20 protein-coding genes and 3 pseudogenes are annotated in these 15,701 nt (G+C 65.9%); 16 read left to right on the top strand and 7 right to left on the bottom strand.

Annotated features, from left to right (window positions below):
• Nucleotides 1-184 precede the first annotated feature (184 nt).
• The 4 genes from DM992_RS35780 to DM992_RS35795 all read left to right on the top strand — a co-directional run bounded on the left by DM992_RS35780 (nt 185) and on the right by DM992_RS35795 (nt 3,523).
• Nucleotides 185-1,120, top strand: a complete 936-nt coding sequence (locus DM992_RS35780) for a 1-phosphofructokinase family hexose kinase (RefSeq protein WP_105393377.1) — start codon at nt 185-187, stop codon at nt 1,118-1,120.
• A gap of 118 nt (nt 1,121-1,238) precedes the next feature.
• Nucleotides 1,239-2,033 carry a polysaccharide deacetylase family protein gene (locus DM992_RS35785; protein ID WP_111020940.1) on the top strand — a complete coding sequence of 265 codons (795 nt, stop codon included), beginning with the start codon at nt 1,239-1,241 and terminating at the stop codon, nt 2,031-2,033.
• The gene (locus DM992_RS35790) at nt 2,026-3,348 is read left to right on the top strand and encodes a putative glycoside hydrolase (protein WP_239511531.1); all 1,323 of its coding nucleotides are present in this window, start codon (nt 2,026-2,028) and stop codon (nt 3,346-3,348) included. The genes DM992_RS35785 and DM992_RS35790 overlap by 8 nt, the downstream gene beginning before the upstream one ends.
• A complete protein-coding gene (locus DM992_RS35795; protein WP_111020941.1) occupies nt 3,335-3,523 on the top strand; it encodes a hypothetical protein in 189 nt (62 codons plus the stop codon). Before DM992_RS35790 ends, DM992_RS35795 begins: the two co-directional genes overlap by 14 nt.
• A gap of 36 nt (nt 3,524-3,559) precedes the next feature.
• Here the strand turns inward: DM992_RS35795 and DM992_RS35800 are convergent, their stop codons facing one another.
• Entirely contained in the window at nt 3,560-4,057 is a 498-nt protein-coding gene (locus tag DM992_RS35800; RefSeq protein WP_111020942.1) for a lecithin retinol acyltransferase family protein, read from the bottom strand.
• A gap of 469 nt (nt 4,058-4,526) precedes the next feature.
• Here DM992_RS35800 and DM992_RS35810 point away from each other — a divergent pair, with 469 nt between their 5' ends.
• The 3 genes from DM992_RS35810 to DM992_RS35815 are packed head-to-tail and all read left to right on the top strand — an operon-like array spanning nt 4,527 to nt 7,487.
• Nucleotides 4,527-5,003: a carboxypeptidase regulatory-like domain-containing protein gene (locus DM992_RS35810; protein ID WP_111020944.1), complete on the top strand. Its 477-nt coding sequence runs from the start codon at nt 4,527-4,529 to the stop codon at nt 5,001-5,003.
• 31 nt (nt 5,004-5,034) lie between these two features.
• Nucleotides 5,035-5,166, top strand: a complete 132-nt coding sequence (locus DM992_RS43135; RefSeq protein WP_239511532.1) for a putative glycoside hydrolase — start codon at nt 5,035-5,037, stop codon at nt 5,164-5,166.
• Nucleotides 5,121-7,487 carry an exo-beta-N-acetylmuramidase NamZ domain-containing protein gene (locus DM992_RS35815; protein ID WP_111020945.1) on the top strand — a complete coding sequence of 789 codons (2,367 nt, stop codon included), beginning with the start codon at nt 5,121-5,123 and terminating at the stop codon, nt 7,485-7,487. The genes DM992_RS43135 and DM992_RS35815 overlap by 46 nt, the downstream gene beginning before the upstream one ends.
• 189 nt (nt 7,488-7,676) lie before the next feature.
• On the opposite strand, the gene DM992_RS35820 is transcribed toward DM992_RS35815, so the two are convergent.
• The gene (locus DM992_RS35820; protein ID WP_111020946.1) at nt 7,677-8,048 is read right to left on the bottom strand and encodes an HPF/RaiA family ribosome-associated protein; all 372 of its coding nucleotides are present in this window, start codon (nt 8,046-8,048) and stop codon (nt 7,677-7,679) included.
• Nucleotides 8,049-8,118: 70 nt separating this feature from the next.
• Entirely contained in the window at nt 8,119-8,469 is a 351-nt protein-coding gene (locus DM992_RS35825) for a hypothetical protein (protein WP_111020947.1), read from the bottom strand.
• 183 nt (nt 8,470-8,652) lie between these two features.
• On the opposite strand from DM992_RS35825, the gene DM992_RS42045 reads away from it, so the two are divergent.
• On the top strand, nt 8,653-9,168 hold the full coding sequence (locus DM992_RS42045) for a hypothetical protein (protein WP_162631814.1): 516 nt from the start codon (nt 8,653-8,655) through the stop codon (nt 9,166-9,168).
• A complete protein-coding gene (locus DM992_RS35835) occupies nt 9,165-9,371 on the top strand; it encodes a BON domain-containing protein (RefSeq protein ID WP_111020949.1) in 207 nt (68 codons plus the stop codon). The genes DM992_RS42045 and DM992_RS35835 overlap by 4 nt, the downstream gene beginning before the upstream one ends.
• Nucleotides 9,372-9,421: 50 nt before the next feature.
• Here the strand turns inward: DM992_RS35835 and groL are convergent, their stop codons facing one another.
• Nucleotides 9,422-11,056 (bottom strand): chaperonin GroEL, encoded by a 1,635-nt coding sequence (gene groL, locus DM992_RS35840; RefSeq protein WP_111020950.1) that lies wholly within the window; start codon nt 11,054-11,056, stop codon nt 9,422-9,424.
• 242 nt (nt 11,057-11,298) lie between these two features.
• Here groL and DM992_RS35845 point away from each other — a divergent pair, with 242 nt between their 5' ends.
• Together DM992_RS35845 and DM992_RS35850 are read left to right on the top strand one after the other, a co-directional pair.
• The gene (locus DM992_RS35845; RefSeq protein ID WP_111020951.1) at nt 11,299-11,841 is read left to right on the top strand and encodes an Hsp20/alpha crystallin family protein; all 543 of its coding nucleotides are present in this window, start codon (nt 11,299-11,301) and stop codon (nt 11,839-11,841) included.
• Between the two features lie 58 nt (nt 11,842-11,899).
• The gene (locus DM992_RS35850; protein ID WP_111020952.1) at nt 11,900-12,415 is read left to right on the top strand and encodes an NAD(P)H-dependent oxidoreductase; all 516 of its coding nucleotides are present in this window, start codon (nt 11,900-11,902) and stop codon (nt 12,413-12,415) included.
• Between the two features lie 45 nt (nt 12,416-12,460).
• Here DM992_RS35850 and DM992_RS35855 read toward each other — a convergent pair whose 3' ends face one another.
• The 3 genes and pseudogenes from DM992_RS35855 to DM992_RS35865 all read right to left on the bottom strand — a co-directional run.
• Nucleotides 12,461-12,721, bottom strand: a complete 261-nt coding sequence (locus DM992_RS35855) for a phosphopantetheine-binding protein (protein WP_111020953.1) — start codon at nt 12,719-12,721, stop codon at nt 12,461-12,463.
• A complete protein-coding gene (locus DM992_RS35860; protein ID WP_343212490.1) occupies nt 12,718-13,197 on the bottom strand; it encodes a 2-oxo acid dehydrogenase subunit E2 in 480 nt (159 codons plus the stop codon). The genes DM992_RS35855 and DM992_RS35860 overlap by 4 nt, the downstream gene beginning before the upstream one ends.
• A 98-nt stretch (nt 13,198-13,295) precedes the next feature.
• Nucleotides 13,296-13,451: pseudogene (locus DM992_RS35865) on the bottom strand (IS3 family transposase); the annotation flags it as partial.
• Here DM992_RS35865 and DM992_RS35870 point away from each other — a divergent pair.
• From DM992_RS35870 to DM992_RS43140, 5 genes and pseudogenes are all read left to right on the top strand, one after another.
• Nucleotides 13,451-13,678, top strand: a pseudogene (locus DM992_RS35870) (transposase); the annotation flags it as partial. The pseudogenes DM992_RS35865 and DM992_RS35870 sit on opposite strands and share 1 nt — an antisense overlap.
• Before the next feature lie 21 nt (nt 13,679-13,699).
• A pseudogene (locus tag DM992_RS35875) lies at nt 13,700-13,822 on the top strand (IS3 family transposase); the annotation flags it as partial.
• Nucleotide 13,823: 1 nt separating this feature from the next.
• A complete protein-coding gene (locus tag DM992_RS35880; RefSeq protein WP_239511533.1) occupies nt 13,824-14,303 on the top strand; it encodes a Mu transposase C-terminal domain-containing protein in 480 nt (159 codons plus the stop codon).
• 10 nt (nt 14,304-14,313) lie between these two features.
• Nucleotides 14,314-15,183, top strand: coding sequence for a TniB family NTP-binding protein (locus DM992_RS35885; protein ID WP_111020954.1), 870 nt, complete (start codon nt 14,314-14,316; stop codon nt 15,181-15,183).
• Nucleotides 15,176-15,688, top strand: coding sequence for a TniQ family protein (locus DM992_RS43140; protein ID WP_057929677.1), 513 nt, complete (start codon nt 15,176-15,178; stop codon nt 15,686-15,688). The genes DM992_RS35885 and DM992_RS43140 overlap by 8 nt, the downstream gene beginning before the upstream one ends.
• Nucleotides 15,689-15,701: the final 13 nt, after the last annotated feature.

The following is a 15,701-nucleotide window of genomic DNA, read 5'->3' on the forward strand; positions in this document are numbered from 1 at the left end:
GTAAGAGCCTGCCCGAACGTGTCGTTGATCGAGCGCAACCGGGCGCTTTCGCGGCACCGCTTGATGGCGGTCAACGCCGTGACCAGCGTCGAACGTAAGGTGGAGCCACGGCCGGCACGCAGCGGTTGCCGCGCATCACCGCGCCGGCGTCCGTCGCACCCGCCATCGACCGCGAACCAACGCCATGACCGATATCGTTACCGTCACCTTGAATCCGGCCGTCGATGTCGCGACGTTCGTCGAACACATCGTCGATACGCACAAGCTGCGCTGCGCACGGCCGCGGCGCGACCCCGGCGGCGGCGGGATCAACGTCGCCCGAACCGTTCACCGGCTCGGCGGCGACTGCGTCGCGCTGTACCTGGCCGGCGGGCCGACCGGCGACGTATTGACGCTGCTGCTCGAAGCCGAGCGCCTGCCGGCGGTGCGCATCCGGATCGCCGGCGAGACGCGCGAGAACGTCTGCGTGACCGAGACCGCGACCGGCCGCGAATACCGCTTCCTGATGCCGGGGCCGCTGGTCACGGAGGCCGAGTGGCGCGACTGCGCGGCCCGCATCGACGCCTTGCAACCGGCGCCGCGCTATCTCGTGCTGAGCGGCAGCCTGCCGCCCGGCGCGCCCGACGACCTGTATGCAACCCTCGCACGGACGGCCCGGGCAAGGGGCAGCCGGGTGGTCGTCGATGCGGCGGGCAGGGCGCTGCAAGCGGCGCTCGAGGCCGGCGTTCATCTCGTGAAGCCCAGCCTCGGCGAACTGAGCGCGCTGGCCGGCGAACCGCTCGACGACACGTCGGCATGCGACAAGGCGCGCGAACTCGTGGCACGGGGGCAAGCCGACATCGTCGCGTTGACGCTCGGTGCGCGCGGCGCATGGGTCGTCACGCGCGACCGCGCGCTGCGCCTGCCCGGCAGGCTGGCAGCGGTATGCAGCACGGTCGGCGCGGGCGACAGCTTCGTCGGCGGCATGGTCTGGGCACTGGCGCGCGGCGTGCCGTTCGACGAAGCATGCCGCTATGCGCTGGCGGCCTCGGCCGCGTCGGTCGAGCATCCGGGGACGGCGCTGTGCACGCGCGACGATGTCGAGCGGATTCATGCCGAACTGGTTGCGCACGCAAGCTGACGACCAACCGGCTCGACGCGTGCACGATCGCGTCGATGCGCGATCGATCGTTGATCTGGCTCAGCGGCATCCGCGTCGCGATCGCGAAAAATGGGGCAGCCATTCCTCGAGGTCCGCCATGGCCGCTCGCCTGATCGCCCGCCTGCTCCTGCTGTCGTGCGTGTCGCCGGTTTCGTCCGCCGACGTCGCGACCGTCGATGCGCCACCGCGGCGTGTGCTGATCCTGGTCTACCACCGGTTCGCCGCCGCGCGCCTCGATTCGATGACGGTGCGTATCGAAACGTTCCGCCACCAGCTGCAGGCAATCGAGGCGAACGGCTACCGCGTCGTGCCGCTCGCCGACGTCGTGCGCTGGCATGACGGGCAGGCCGATGCCGTGCCGGCGCGAGCGGTCGCGATCACCGTCGACGACGGTCATCGCGCCGTCTACGAGGTGCTGCGCCCGTTGCTGGCTGCCCATCCGATGCCGGTCACGCTGTTCATCTATCCGTCTGCCATCTCCAACGCCAGCTATGCGATGACGTGGGACCAACTGCGCGCGCTCGGGCGGGCCGGCGGGTTCGACATCGAGTCCCATACGTACTGGCATCCGAATTTCCGCACCGAGCGCGCCCGGCTCACGCCGGACGACTACCGGCGCTTCGTGTCGTTCCAGTTGAGCCGGTCCCGCGACCGGCTCGAATCCGAAACCGGCCAGCCGGTCCGGCTGCTGGCCTGGCCGTTCGGCGTCCATGATGCGCAGACCGACCAGCTGGCCGCTCGCGAAGGCTACGGCGCGGCGTTCACGCTCGACGCGCGCCCCGTTCGTGTCACCGATCCGGCGATGGCGCTGCCGCGCTATCTGATGACGGACGCGTGCGACACACGATGCATGAACGGTTTGCTGAAAACCACCGGAGGAAGCCGTGATTGAACGCCTGATCGTCTGCCTGCTCGTGTCGCTCGCCGGCTTCGCTGCCCGGGCGGCGCCCGTCACGATCACCGTCGTCGATGCCACGAACGGGCACCCGCTGGCCGGCGCGATCGGCCACGCGTCGGGCGCGAACCGGACCGCGGATCGCGACGGCGCGTTTTCACTGGAGATCGACGCGGCGGGTGCGCGCGTGAGCGTGCGTGCGCCGGGCTACGCGCGAACCGAAGTCACGCTGGCGCCCGCCGAGGGCGCGCATACGATCCGGATGACGCCGGTGCGTCCGAAAGCCGTGTATCTGTCCGCTTACGGCGTCGCGGACCGCACGCTGCGCGAGGCGGCGCTGTCCCTCCAGGACAAGACGGCGATCAACGCGCTCGTCATCGACGTGAAGGGCGACAGCGGCGTGACGCCCTATCGCAGCCTGGCGCGTGAAATCTCCGGTGCCGCGAACCATGTCGCCGGTGCCATCGTTCGTCCGCCCGATCTGCCGGACCTGCTGCGGACGTTCCACGCGCGCGGCCTCTACCTGATTGGCCGCATCGTCGTGTTCAAGGACGATCCGCTGGCCCGCGCCCACCCCGAATGGGCCGTGCGCGATGCGGCCGGCGAGATCTGGCAGGACCGCGAGCATCAGCGCTGGATCGACCCGACGTCGCGTGCGGCCTGGCAACACAATTACGACGTGGCCGAAGAGGCCGCCCGCATGGGTGTCGACGAAATCCAGTTCGACTACCTGCGTTTTCCCGACGCCAACGGCCTGCGGTTCGCCGAGCCCAATACCGAGGCCAACCGGGTCGCGGCGATCACGGGATTCCTGACCGGCGCGCGCGAACGACTGCGGCCGTACAACCTCTACGTGTCGGCCGACATCTTCGGGTACGTCTGCTGGAACGCCGACGACACCGCGATCGGGCAGCGGCTCGACGCACTCGGACCGGTCGTCGACTATGTGTCGCCGATGCTGTATCCGTCCGGCTTCACGTGGGGCCTGCCCGGCTGCCGCAAGCCGACCGAGCATCCCGGCGAGATCGTTTCGCGGTCGCTGACCGAGGCGAAGCGCCGGACCGGGCTGGACGGTGTCCGGTTCCGGCCGTGGCTCCAAGCGTTTCGCGACTATGCGTTCGATCGCCGGCCGTTCGATGTCGACGAGATCCGCGCACAGGTCGACGCGGCCGATGCGGCGGGCACGGACGGCTGGATGCTGTGGAACCCGCGCAATCACTACGATCCTGCCGCATTGCCGAGCCGATCGGCACCTCCGGAGCGGGGCGACACGCGATCCTGTACGAGCCGAGCGGACCATGCCATGGAATGACGAACGTTATCCGCCGTCGATGCGGAATCTGCAGCCGCCGGTTCGCGGCAAGGCGATCGAGATTGCCAACGCGCTGCTGCGGCAGGGGCGTACCGAGGGCAGCGCGATCCGCATTGCGATCGCGCAGGCGAAACGTTGGGGGCATGCGCATGCCGTCGTTCGCGGGCGCGGGTGAGGATGAAGGTGATGATCGACAAGCGGCGACACTGCCCTAGGCCACATACCGGATCGGGCATTCGCGCTCGGCCGTCGCAGGATGCAACCGTGCAGCCAGTACACACGCGATCAGTATGACAACGACCGCGACGCCGTGCGCCGGATTGCGCAGACACGACGCGACCTGCTCGCTCCGCCCGACACCGAACAGACACCACAGGCAGAAGTGCTCGCAGTTGTTTGTGAGAAGTCGGTAGCGGCATTCGCCCAGACGCGATGCCGCGCGCCGTGCCGCTTCCGTTCCGTCGTACAGCGTGCGCGCGTGCCGGATGACCGCGAGCTCGAAACCGGCACGGAAGCTGTCGAGGGTGACGACCTCGACCGGACCGCCGCTCAGGTGGCGTGACCATCCCGCGTAGTGAATCACGTTGCCGTCGCCGACGTAGATCCCGTGATGCAGATAGCCGTGGCGATGGGTCACGAGGTGGGCACCGACCGGCGGTTCGCCATCCGGCATGGCGTCGTCGGCGGGCGTTGCGGTCGGATGAATCATCGCCAGCTCCTCGATCCTGCGGCGGCGGAGCGGAAGAACTGCGCGCCGGCCGCGAAACACGTTGCGTCCTGTCACGTCTCCAGTATTGGCAGTGGCGCCGCGCGGAACAATCAGCGTGGCCTGAGCTTGCTGTCCGACATCGGGCCGCGGTGTCGGACATTTCCGACAGGCCATGCAATATCGGCTGACAGCCGTCGCGGTCAACTGCGCCGGCCGGATGCTGTGTCCCTAGGTTTCAAGCTTGCCGTGCGACACGGAAAATCGGGGCGCGATGACTGTCTCGCGGGCGATCCGCGCGGCTTCGTTCGGCTTCGACAGGAGCGCGCTTGACTTGAGTCAACGGGAGATTGGCGTTTCGCGCGACGCTGACATCGTCGTCGATACGCATGCGCGACGGCACCGCACGCAACACGTTCCGCGAACGGACGGTATGCGTTGCCGCCATGCGTGCTCAATCGGGAGAGTGAAGATGTGGACCGGAACCGTGAAGATGCTGCTGCTGGCAGCCTGCTTGCTGAACGCCGGTGCGAACGCGCTGGCTCAAACGTCGACCGAGCCGATCGTGCGCAACGGTGTCGCGTATATCACCGGCGGAATCGGCCAGGACGAGGTCACCGCGTTTCGCGACGTCGCCCCTCGATACAACCTGCGGCTCACGTTCGCATCGAAGACCGGTCAGTATCTTTCCGATGTCGACGTCACGCTGTCGTCCGGCAAGTCGACGGTTCTCGACGTACACACAAGCGGGCCGTTCCTGTTCGCCCGCGTGCCGCCGGGACGATACACCGTGTCCGCGCACGACAGGGCCGTTCACGAAGTCCGGCACGTCGTCGTCCCGGCACGCGGCGCCGTCGATGTGCGCTTTAACTGGCACGACCCTGAACGGCAAGGGACGATGCGCTTGTGTACGGGGTGCCCTGACCCGCGGCGGCAACCGACCCCCTAGCCGCGTGTTCGATCAGGCCGGCGAGGCGGCGATGCGCGACGTTCACGCCACCGGCGCAGCGGACATCCGCGCGCAGCTCGACACCGCCGATGCTGCCGGCACGAAGGAATGGATGCCGTGGAACACGCTCGATCGCTACGATCCCGCTGTGCCGCCGCGCTGACCGGCGCGCTGCTGTTCGCGCTTGCGTCAGCCGGTGCGCACGCGGAACCCGGTACGGCCGCAGCGCAGCAGGCCGCCGCGATCGATGAGGCGATAGCGGCCGAGATCGCCGACGGCCATCTTGCCGGCGCGGTGGTCGTGACGGGCGACGCGGACGGCGTGCGGGTGCGCGTGGCGCGCGGCCTGCGCGTGACGGGTGAGCACGTCGAGGCGATGACGGCCGATACCGTCTTCGATCTCGCGTCGCTGACCAAGCCGGTGGCGACGGCGGTCGCGATCATGCAGTTCGCGGAGCGCGGCATGCTGAGCCTCGACGCGCCGGTCGCGCGCTACTGGCCCGCGTTCGGCGCGCACGGCAAGGCCGGCATCACGATCCGCCAGTTGCTCGCGCATGTGTCGGCGCTGCCGGCCGGCGTGTCGTCGCCCCACGCGCTGCGCCGCCGCGCCACCGTGCTGGCCGACATCGTTGCGATGACACCCGGTGCGCCGGCCGGCACACGGGTGCGCTACAGCGACGTCAACTACGTCGCACTTGGCGAGATCGTCGGGCGCGTGGCGCACCGGCCGCTCGACGCGTGGTGCGCCGCGCACGTGTTTGCGCCGCTCGGGATGGCCAGCACCGCGTTCCGGCCGCCAGCGCCGCTGCTCGCACGCGTGGCGCCCACCGTCGTTCGCGACGGCCGTCTGCTCCGGGGGAGCGTGCACGATCCCGTCGCGGCCGCGATGGGCGGTGTGGCCGGCAATGCGGGCCTGTTCGCGAGTGCGGACGATCTGGCGCGCTTCGCACGCATGCTGCTGAACGGCGGCGCGCTCGGCCCGGCGCGCGTGCTGGCGCGCCGCAGCGTCGCCGAGCTCGAAACACCGGCCACGCTCGATGCGGAAGGCGACCTGCACACGCCCGGCTGGGCGGTCGGGCCGCCGCTCGTCGCGAACCGCTACCGGTTGCCGCCAGTCGGCGCGCTGCAGCACCTCGGCTACACGGGCACGGCGCTGTGGATCGATCCCGTGACGCGCCGCTTCGCGATCGTGCTGACGAGCCGGTTGTATCCCGACGAAACCGGCACGGCGATGCCATTGCGCGCGCTCGTGCTCGGCATCGTATCGAGCGAGGCCGCGCCGGTGACGTCGTCGCAGATCGCGACGCGTGTGCCCGCGATGGCGGCGGCCGTTGCACAGGCCGTCCGGTTGCCGGTATCGCACGGGCCGGTACTGGCCGGCATCGACGTGCTCGCGGCGAGCGGCTTCGCGGCCGTGGCAGGCAAGCGCATCGCGCTCGTCACGAACCGCAGCGGCTTCGACCGGTTCGGACGGCGCACGGTCGACCTGCTCGCGCAAGCGCCGGACGCGCGGCTCGTCGCGCTGTTCGCGCCCGAGCACGGGCTCGGCACCGACGTCGACGAAACGTTCGGCAACACGATCGACGCCGCGACCGGTTTGGTCGTTCACAGCCTCTACGGCGAGCGCCGCCGGATCGCGCCCGCGCTGCTCGCCGATGTCGACGTGCTGGTGATCGACCTGCAGGACGCCGGCGTACGCTTCTTCACGTATCTGGCCACACTCGGTTACGCGCTCGAGGCCGGCGCCGCCACGCATCGCCCGGTGCTCGTGCTCGACCGCCCGGACCCGCTGGGCGGCGACGCGTTTGGCGGCCCCGTGGCCGATGCAGGGCCGGCGACGTTTACCGGCTATTACCCGTTGCCGCTGCAGCCCGGGATGACGCTCGGCGAACTGGCACGGCTGTTCAACGACCGCCTGCATATCGGTGCGGCGCTGATCGTGGTGCCGATGGCGAATTACGTGCGGACGATGCACTTCGACGACACCGGACTCGGCCGGGTACCGCCATCGCCGAACCTGCGCGATGGCGCCGCGCTGTCGCTCTACCCGGAGACGGGGCTCATCGAGGGGGCGGCCGTCAGTGTCGGGCGCGGCACCGCGACACCGTTCGGCGTGGTCGGCGCGCCGTGGATCGACGGGCGCATCCTCGTGGACGATCTCCGCGCGATGCGGCTGGATGCGACGTTCTCGCCGGTTCGCTTTGTCCCGGCGGAGGGGCCGTATCGCGGCAGGGTGTGCGACGGGGTGCGCATCGAACGGCCGCCCGGCGCGGCGCGACCGGGCGAGATCGGGCTGGCACTCGCACTGGCGCTGCACCGGCGTTATCCGGTGCAGTTCCGGATCGATGCGATACGGGCATCGGTCGGCTCGCGCGAGGTGGCGGACATGCTGGAGGCGGGGCGGCCGCTCGACGACATCGAGCGGGTGGTTGAGGCTCACGATACGGCGTTCGCGCAAGAGCGAGCCGCGTTTCTGCTGTACTGAACGAAGGGAAAGCAGGCGGTGGACGTGACGCCGATTTGAGATCTGCCGCGCCTTCGCCGACACGGCTCGACCCATCAGGCTCGATGATTTGACGGGCGATCACATCCCGGAATGGGTGCCACAGGTCGAAATCGGACTCCCGATGGAGCGTCTTTGCGACACCGTGGCAGGCATCGGTCGGTGCGCGCGCTAGTCGTGCGCACCGGATTGCGTGGCGGGACTGACCGGACGTTCATCGTGTCGCTTGCCGCGGCCTCGCTGCTTCCGTGCCGTGTCTTCGAGCATTCTCGTGACATTGCCGAATGCATTGCGCAGCGCGACGTAGACGTCCTCGTCACGTTCCTTGCTGGATACCAGTTGATGCCCGGGAATCGTGACTTCGATCCGGATATGGAACGGTTTCCCCTGCTGATTGCGCTGCTCGTCCAGCACGACATTGACCCGGCAATGCGCGATGTCCTGCCGGAATCGATCGAGCTTGGATACATGCCGGGCTGTTGCCGTCTCCAGCGCGTCCGAGCGCGGCATGCCCTGAAAGGTCAGTTCGTAAGGTGGCTTCATTGCTTGATCCGTCGATAGTCGGCGAATACCCGTCGGGGCCCCGTCGTGCTGGCGTCCATACGATTCCGATTCAGAACGCGGTGACCTGCAGGGCGACATCGAACGCGATGACCAGTGTCGAGCACAGAACGCCGAGCGCCATGTTCGAGAGCCGATGTTCGACGTCCGGATGCTTGCCTACCCATGCCGTCATGAAGAACAACCCGTCGAGAATCACTTGCATTGCAAACACGAACAGCATCAGCGTGAATTCGTAGCCGGCCTGCGGCAGTTGCGAGAAATTCCAGCCATGCCGGCTCACCCAATAGGCGATCCGGTAAACCTCATAGCCGGCCAGCAGCAGGGGAAACACGTAGGAAACGAAATAAGTCGGCAAGGTCGCATGCCGAAACTCGGGAAGGAAATGATGTCCGGTCTGCATGGTTGCCTCCCAGCCTGAACGCGTGCATCGGGACGATGTCGTCCACCTTTCCAGCCTAGGCCTCTGGAGCGCTTGCTGCTTGACACGCATCAACGGCGGCTTTTTCAGCGTGAGCCGGCGCGTCGAAACGCGACGATTCCATCGAGAGAATGTCCGGGCAATGGCGTAACCCGGACGACAAGTTTGACGAACATCAACGGACGGTGTGCGGCACCCCCTCATTGTGTATGCAGGCCTGATGCGGATACGACCGGCACCGGTCGATCGATCGGCATTTCAGGATCGTTCTGTTTCGAGGACACGACGATGAGCACGGCAAGCATGGCGAAGCCATCCGCCAACAGGTGGGCAGCCGTTGACGCAACCCTTCGGATGGTGGCGCGCGGACAGGATTTGCGCAATGAATGGCATGCACTGCAGCAGCGCAGGATCGATCGGGATCGCGACACGACGCGTCGGCTGCAGGCCGCGCTCGGGGACGCACATGACTGGCATGCATTCGGCGACGCCTGGCAGCAGTCATTGAGTGCGTATGCGCAGGCGAGTTCAATCATCTGGCTGGACACCGCGGCGTGGGCGGTACGCGCACAGCGCGAGTGCATGAATGCGGCGATCGACTGGCTGCGGGATTGCCAGACAGCCGGGCTGCAGGACTGGGGGCGAATGGCAGGCACGCCGCCCGACGGGAGATCGACATGAAGTCCGACGCGACGCTCGGACGCGATGTCGAACAGGAGCTGTCCCGCGATCCGGCCGGTGCAGCGATCGCCATCGAGGCGGCCGACGGTGTCGTCACGCTGACCGGCACGGTCGATTCGATGGCAGAAAGACGCGCCGCGTGTGGCGCGGCGTGGTCAGTCAAAGGTGTCCGGGAGGTTGTCGACCGTCTGACGGTTTCCTGACCGGGCGGAGATCAGGCAAGTCGTCCGGGATCCACCGGCACGCGCACGGATCAGCCGAGTTCGTCGCCCCAGTTTCCCGAGCCCGCGGTGCCCGGTGACGACGCAGCGCGCGGGCGATGCGCGATCATGCAATCGGTCGTGAGCAGCAGTGACGCGACCGAGATCGCGTTCTGCAGCGCCGAGCGTGCCACCTTGACCGGGTCGACGATTCCGGCAGCAATCATGTCCCCATACGTCGCCGTCGCCGCGTCATAGCCGAACGGTCCGGTCGCGGCATCGACCGCGTGTACGACGGCCTGTGCGTCCGCTCCGGCATTCTCGGCGATCTGGCGCAGCGGGGACGCCAGCGCGTCGTGCACGATCCGCGCGCCGGTGCGCTGCGCGTCTGTCAGGTTTTCGTCATTGCCTTCGAGCGCGCGCCGTGCGCGCAGCAGTGCGACGCCACCGCCCGGCACAATGCCTTCCTCCATCGCGGCGCGCGTCGCGTGCAACGCATCCTCGAAGCGATTCTTGCGCTCGCGCAGCGCGGTTTCCGTCGCGGCGCCGACGCGAATCACCGCGACGCCGCCTGCGAGTTTCGTCAACCGGCGCGTCAGCGCGTCGCGCTCGTATCCGGCCGGTGTCGCGGCGACGCGCGTACGCAGCGCCTGGATGCGGTCGTCGATGTGCTTGCGTTCGCCTCGCCCGGCGATGACGGTCGTCGTCTCGCGCGTGATCTCGACGCGCCGCGCGGCACCGAGATCGTCCAGCGTCGTGCGCTCCAGTGTCCGTCCGGCCTGAGCGGAAATGACCGTTGCGCCGGTCAGCGCGGCCAGGTCGGCGAGCTGCTCGGCGCGCGCCTCGCCGAATCCGGGCGAGCGGATCGCGCACGATTTCAGCGTGCCGCGCAGGTGGTTGACGACGAGGGTCGCCAGCGCTTCGCCTTCCACTTCGTTCGCGACGACGAGGAGCGGCTTGCCGGTGCTGCTGAGCGCGTCGAGCACCGGCAGCAGCTGTGCGATCGCGCCGATGTTCATGTCGCAGAGAAGGATGCGAGGCTCGTCAAGGACGATGCGACGATCGTCCGAATCGATGAACAGCGGCGACAGATAGCCGCGATCGATCAGCGAGCCGTCCACCGTCTCGAGTTCGTCGTCGAGCTTCGTGCCGTCCTCGATGCTGATCGCGCCGTCCCTGCCAACACGCTCGACGGCCTGTGCGACGAGCGAGCCGATCGTGCTGTCGCCGCTTGCGGAAATCGTCGCGATCTGGCGCATCTCTTCGGCGCTCGCGCATGGTTTCGACACACGGTGCAGTTCGGCGACGACGTCGCGGCCGGCCGCTTCGATCGCGCGCTTGAGCGCCATCGGATCGTGCCCGGCCGTGACGCACTTGATGCCTTCGGCAACGATTGCCTGCGCCAGGGTGGTGGCAGTGGTCGTACCGTCACCGGCGACTTCGCTCGTGCGGGTCGCCACTTCGCGCAGCAACCGGGCGCCCATCTCCTCGAACGGATCGGGCAGGTCGACGGAACCGGCGACGACGACGCCCGAGTTCGCGACCAGCGGCGCGGCGCCGGCCCGCTCGACGATCACGTTGCGCCCGCCCGGACCGAGCGTGATCTTGACTGCCTCGGCCATCGCATTGACGCCTTTGAGCAGCCGTTGGCGAGCATCCTGATGAAAGACCAGCGATTTTGCGGGCACGATACGCCTCCTGTGCGACGAAGCCGGGCACGACATGTCACGGGACCGGCTACCGATACCGATATTCCACCTGCCTGCGCGTCGCGCCGATTGACCTGGGTCAACGAGCGCAATGCGTTGCGCACAGCCGTATCCGCCGACAAAACCCTTCGGTCTTTCGAACCTCGGCGTTGATCTCCATCAATTGCCGCGGTCATCGCCAATCGAGAATGAATGCATCACTGACGCGAAGGAGGCACGACATGAAAGAGTCGTCTACCAAACTGCCGGTCAAGAAACCGCAGGAGAGTGCGGAGCATGCGGCGATGACGTCGTACTGGCATCCGATCGAAACGCTGCGGCACGAGATGGACCGTCTCTTCGACGAATTCAATCGCAGCGCGGGCATGCCGTCGGTGCGGCAACCGATTTTCAACCTCCAGCCGTTCTGGCGCCGTGACCACGAATCGAGCGCCGAGCCCGCGGTCGACTTCACCGAAACCGACAAGTCATACGAAATCACCGCCGAACTGCCCGGGCTGGACGAGAAGGACATCGAGGTCAAGCTCGCGAACGGCGGCTTGTCGATTCGCGGCGAAAAGCAGGAAGAGAAGGAGGAGCAGCACAAGGACTATTACGTCCACGAGCGCCGCTTCGGCTCGTTCGAGCGCTACTTCCGCATGCCCGACGGGGTCGACCGAAACAAGATCGAGGCGTCGTTCCAGAAAGGCGTTCTGACGGTCACGCTGCCGAAGACGCCGGAAGCGCGCAAGGCCGAGAAAAAGATCGAGGTCAAGGCGAGCTGAACAGGTTGCCGCCCATCCGCCGGCGCATGCCGGCGGATGCCGATGCAGGGAGGTCGTCATGTATGCCGGCAAGGTACTCGTCGTGTTCTATTCGCGCACCGGCACGACCCGCCGGGCCGCGTCCGCGCTGGCCGAGATGCTCGACGCCGACGTCGAGGAAATCGTCGTGACGCGCGGTCGCGCCGGCCCGTTCGGATATCTGCGCTCGCTCGTCGAGGCAATCAACCAGAAACCGGCGGAGATCGTTGCAGCGAAGCGGGATCCGTCCGAGTACGATCTCGTGGTGATCGGCTCCCCGGTCTGGGCAGGCAGCGTATCGTCGCCGGTGCGGGCTTATCTCGTCGCGAATCAAGGGCGCTTGCCGCGCGTCGCATTTTTCTGCAGCCTCGCGCAACGTGGTGCGGACTCCGCACTCACGCAAATGCGGATGCTCGCGCGCAAGTCGCCGCTGGCCGAATGTCGCGTGACGCCGCGAGAAACATTGCATGGCGATGCCAGCCCGATTCTGGCGGCATTTGCCGAACAGGTGACACGCAGGCTCGCGGAAGCGGTTGCGGCGACTGCTGCACGCTGATGCATGCCCGGGCCCGCAAACGCCCGCTTGCGCGATGGACAGGCCTCAAGGCACCGGTCGGCGTGCGTCTGCGGCCGCGAGATAGCCGATGATATCGTCGAGCGTCACCAGACGACCGTAGTCGCGCTCTGGGATCTCGACCTTCAGTCGCGCATGCAGGCCCGTCAGAAAATTGAGCCAGTCCATCGAGTCGAGATCGACCTGACTGCGCAGCGGACGATCCGCACGCAGCGTCGACGGGTCGATTTCCGGCGCGATGGATGCGAGCGTTTCCAGCACGATGGAAAGGATGTTGACGTCGTTCATCGGTTCAACTCCTCGGGGTGCTGCAGCAATTCGCTCAGTTCGACCAGGAACAGCGCGCCGCGATGGCCGTCGGATACACGGTGGTCGGCCGAGAGGCTGGCGGTCGTCACCGGCATGATCTTCAGCCCGCCGTCTTCAGCCCACGGCCGTTCGGTGATTCGCCCGAACCCGACGAGCGCGACCTGGGGGGGATAGATGATGCCGAATACCGCCGCGGCACCTCGATCGCCGAGATTCGTCACGGTAATCGTCGATTCCGACAACTCCGAACTCCGCAGCGAGCCTGCGCGGCATCGCTGCGTCAGGTCGAGCAGTTCGCGCATCAGTTGGGTCAGGGGCTTGGTATCCGCATCGAGCAGCGCCGGCGCGACCAGTCCCCCCTGGCGCAGCGAGATGGCCACGCCGGGATGCACGGCGCCGGCAGGCTGGAAGACGCCCGCCCGATGGAACCCGTTCAGTTCAGGGAATCGACGCAGCGTGAGTGCAACTGTAGGCGTTCATTATTAGCGCTAGCCGTGTTCAGAAACGTTGCTAGCGGAAATGAGGTCGGACGGAATTCGTGGAGGCCAACGGGTTAAGCAGCGATCTGATTCAAATAGAAGCGCTGCGTGAACGTGACAGGCGATTGGTAGTTCAGACGCGCCTGCGTGCGCTGCCGGTCGTAGAAGATTTCGATGTATTCGCTGATCGCCAGGCGCGCCTGCTCGCGCGTGGCGAAGCGTTGATGATAGTCCGTGGCAAAACGGGTTCGTCGAGAGCTTCAACGGCAAGTTGCGTGACGAATTGTTGAACCGGGAATGGTTCCGCAGCCGCGCCGAAGCCAAGGTGCTCATTGAACGCTGGCGGCAGTTCTACAACGAGCGCCGGCCCCATAGCGCGCACCGCTATCAACCTCCCGCCACGGTCCGTCGAGCCTGGCTGGATTCCGATAATATCGACACGAGACTCACTGCCTGATTGGCTACAAAATTCCGTCTCAGGTCACACGCCCGCTTGGATATCGTCGATTGGATCGAGGGCTATTACAATCGGCAACGTCTGCATACCTCGATCGACTTCCTTACCCCCGTCGACTACGAGGCTGGCTTGATCGCCGCATAAGATGCTGTACGTGAAAACGAGGCAGGGTCAGGACGGCCTCAAGCTCTTCCTGATCCGCTATTGGCATCCCTTGTTCGCGGCATGGCGGGAAACACGCCGGTCCGTGACGATCCGCTATCACCCAGAAGATCTCTCGCGCATCTTCGTAAGCGCTGGCAGAGGCAGTTTCGTTGAAGTGCGATACGCGGACTTGCGTCGGCCTCCCATCTCGCTGTTCGAACAGCGGGCAGCTTTGCGAGCTATCCGGGCTAGGGGACAACGGGCAGTATCGGAGAGGGAGATATTCGAGACTGTTGAGCAGCAGCGACAACTGGTCGTCACTTCCCAGCGGGCTACTCGAGCGCGACGCCGCATGGCACGTCAAGCTGGCGGTTTGGTTCCGAAGAGCAGCATCGAAGATCTTTCACTCACTGAACAGCGGCAGGTCGAGCAGGTGAACTACGACGCACCAGTTACCGCGTATGACGTTGAACAGTGGTAGGGGGGCCAGCATGAAGCAAGATGATTTCGCGCATCTGCTACCCGCAGCAAGAGATCAGGTCCTACTCGGAAAAGAGGATCGCATAAAGAGTCTGCTACGTGACCGGTGGATCGACTATCCCCGAGCGACTGAAGCCTTGCAGCTACTGCAGCGGCTCTATGACACGCCGAGACGTGAGCGCATGCCGTGTCTTCTGCTGCACGGCGACTCGAACATCGGGAAAACCAAGATAACTGCCAAGTTCAGGCGAGCGCACCCCAGCGAGTTCGACGAGAGAACCGGGGTAGAGCGGTGTCCGGTCGTGAGCGTACAGATGCCTCCCACCCCCGATCAGCACCGCTTTTACGCCGCCTTACTCTTTGAGCTCGGTGCGCCACATAACCCCGCCGCGGGGCTTGCCACACTCGAGCGGCTCGCTCGCGACATCTTGCGGCGGATATCGCCGCAGATGCTAATCGTAGACGAGGTTCATCACCTGCTCGCCGGAACGTACCGTGAGCAACGCGCCTCTTTGAACCTTCTAAAATACCTGGCCAACGACCTGCAGATTAGCATGGTCCTTGTCGGTACGCGCGATGCCGTTCTAGGGCTTCAGACCGATTCACAGATGATCAGCCGCTACAGACCATTCGAGATCCCAAGGTGGAGGGAAAGTGAAAGTCTTCGCAGGCTCATGGCTGCGTTCGAGAAAGTCTTGCCGCTACGAAAACCATCGAATCTGTCGCGACGTGAGATTGTCCAGCTCGTTCTCGAGATAAGCGGAGGGCTAACTGGCGCCATATCTACGATCCTCAACGAAGCAGCAGAGTTGGCGATCAGGAACGATGACGAGTGCATCGATATCGCTCACCTTGAACGAGTTGCCCGCGCGCATGTCTGACACCCACAGGCCGTGGCCTATCGCACCTCGCCCCTTCCTGGAAGAGGCGTTTGGTAGCTGGTTGGGTCGAATCGCGGCGCGGTATCAGACGAGCGTAGACTTGATCTGGGAATCGGGCACAGGCGTAGCGATGCCTAGCCTGACCAAGGCCGGCTGGATCCTATTTCCCCCAGTTCCATCCCCAACCTTGAGCCGTCTATCTCGCGTAGCGCGGCTCAACGACGGCATTCTGAGCATGATCCAGACGCCGCATGAGTGGGTCTTCGACCAGAAGTACTTGGTGTATTGCTTCAGATGTCTTGTTCTGAACGACGCCGATGTCACTGCATCACGGTGGAAGAGGGAGTGGCTCGATCCGTCAGCCGACTACTGCCGGGTGCACCACAGCCTGCTCGAGACTGTTCCGCAATCGATTTTTGCAAGAGCTCCGAATTTCGACGCCGCGCTGCGGGCCATATCACGTTATCGATGCCCACCGCTTAGGCTGAGCAAAACACTACGCTAGCAGTATTAGTGAA

It is taken from the genome of Burkholderia sp. JP2-270 (genome assembly GCF_003233675.1).
GTDB classification, from domain to species: domain Bacteria; phylum Pseudomonadota; class Gammaproteobacteria; order Burkholderiales; family Burkholderiaceae; genus Burkholderia; species Burkholderia pyrrocinia_C.